At 50.7% G+C, this 678-nt stretch carries 1 protein-coding gene and 1 pseudogene; both read left to right on the top strand.

From position 1 onward, the window contains the following. Nucleotides 1-26 precede the first annotated feature (26 nt). Entirely contained in the window at nt 27-392 is a 366-nt protein-coding gene (locus tag AC1DWB_RS36755) for a PadR family transcriptional regulator (protein ID WP_477545972.1), read from the top strand. After that, a pseudogene (locus tag AC1DWB_RS36750) lies at nt 379-678 on the top strand (HAAS signaling domain-containing protein); the annotation flags it as partial. The gene AC1DWB_RS36755 and the pseudogene AC1DWB_RS36750, both read left to right, overlap by 14 nt.

Below are 678 nucleotides of genomic sequence, written 5' to 3'. Positions count from 1 at the left end.
GTATAATGCGGTTAGGAGTTGATCATATGCCTGATGTGAATGAAACGATTAACGGTTTGTTGAGCGAGCTGAGGCGCGGAACGATCGTCATCAGCGTGCTCAGTCAACTTTCCGAACCACAGTATGGATACTCTCTTGTCCCGGTATTGGAGGAGAAAGGTGTAGCCGTCGATCCAGGTACTTTGTATCCGCTCCTGCGGAGGCTAGAGAAACAAGAACTGCTTGAGAGCAAGTGGGATACGAATGAACCGCGCCCTCGCAAATACTACGTGCTTAGCCCGTTCGGACGGGAGGTTTACACGGAGTTGTGTCGGGAATGGCGCAAGCTGATCATCAACATGGAAGGCATCATGAACGAGGCCGAAGGAGGGCAATGGGATGGAAATAATTGAAAGGTACATCTATGCAGTAACGCAGCGTCTACCCGAACAACAGAGGGCGGATATCAAGCAAGAACTGCAAGGCTTGATCGAGGATATGCTGGAAGAGCGGGCACCGGCAGGGATGGCATCTCGCAGGGATGCGGAGATCGTGCTGATGGAACTTGGGCATCCGAATGTTTTGGCATCTAAGTATCGCGGATATGACCGTTACCTGATCAGTCCATTTTTGTTCGAACCGTACGTGAACACACTCAGAATCGTGCTGATTTCGATTGCCATTGCCATGACCGTTGTT

Source organism: Paenibacillus sp. P4_E11 (assembly GCF_056401635.1).
Note: the sequence above shows the minus strand (reverse complement) of the source record. Positions and strands in the feature narration are given on the sequence as shown.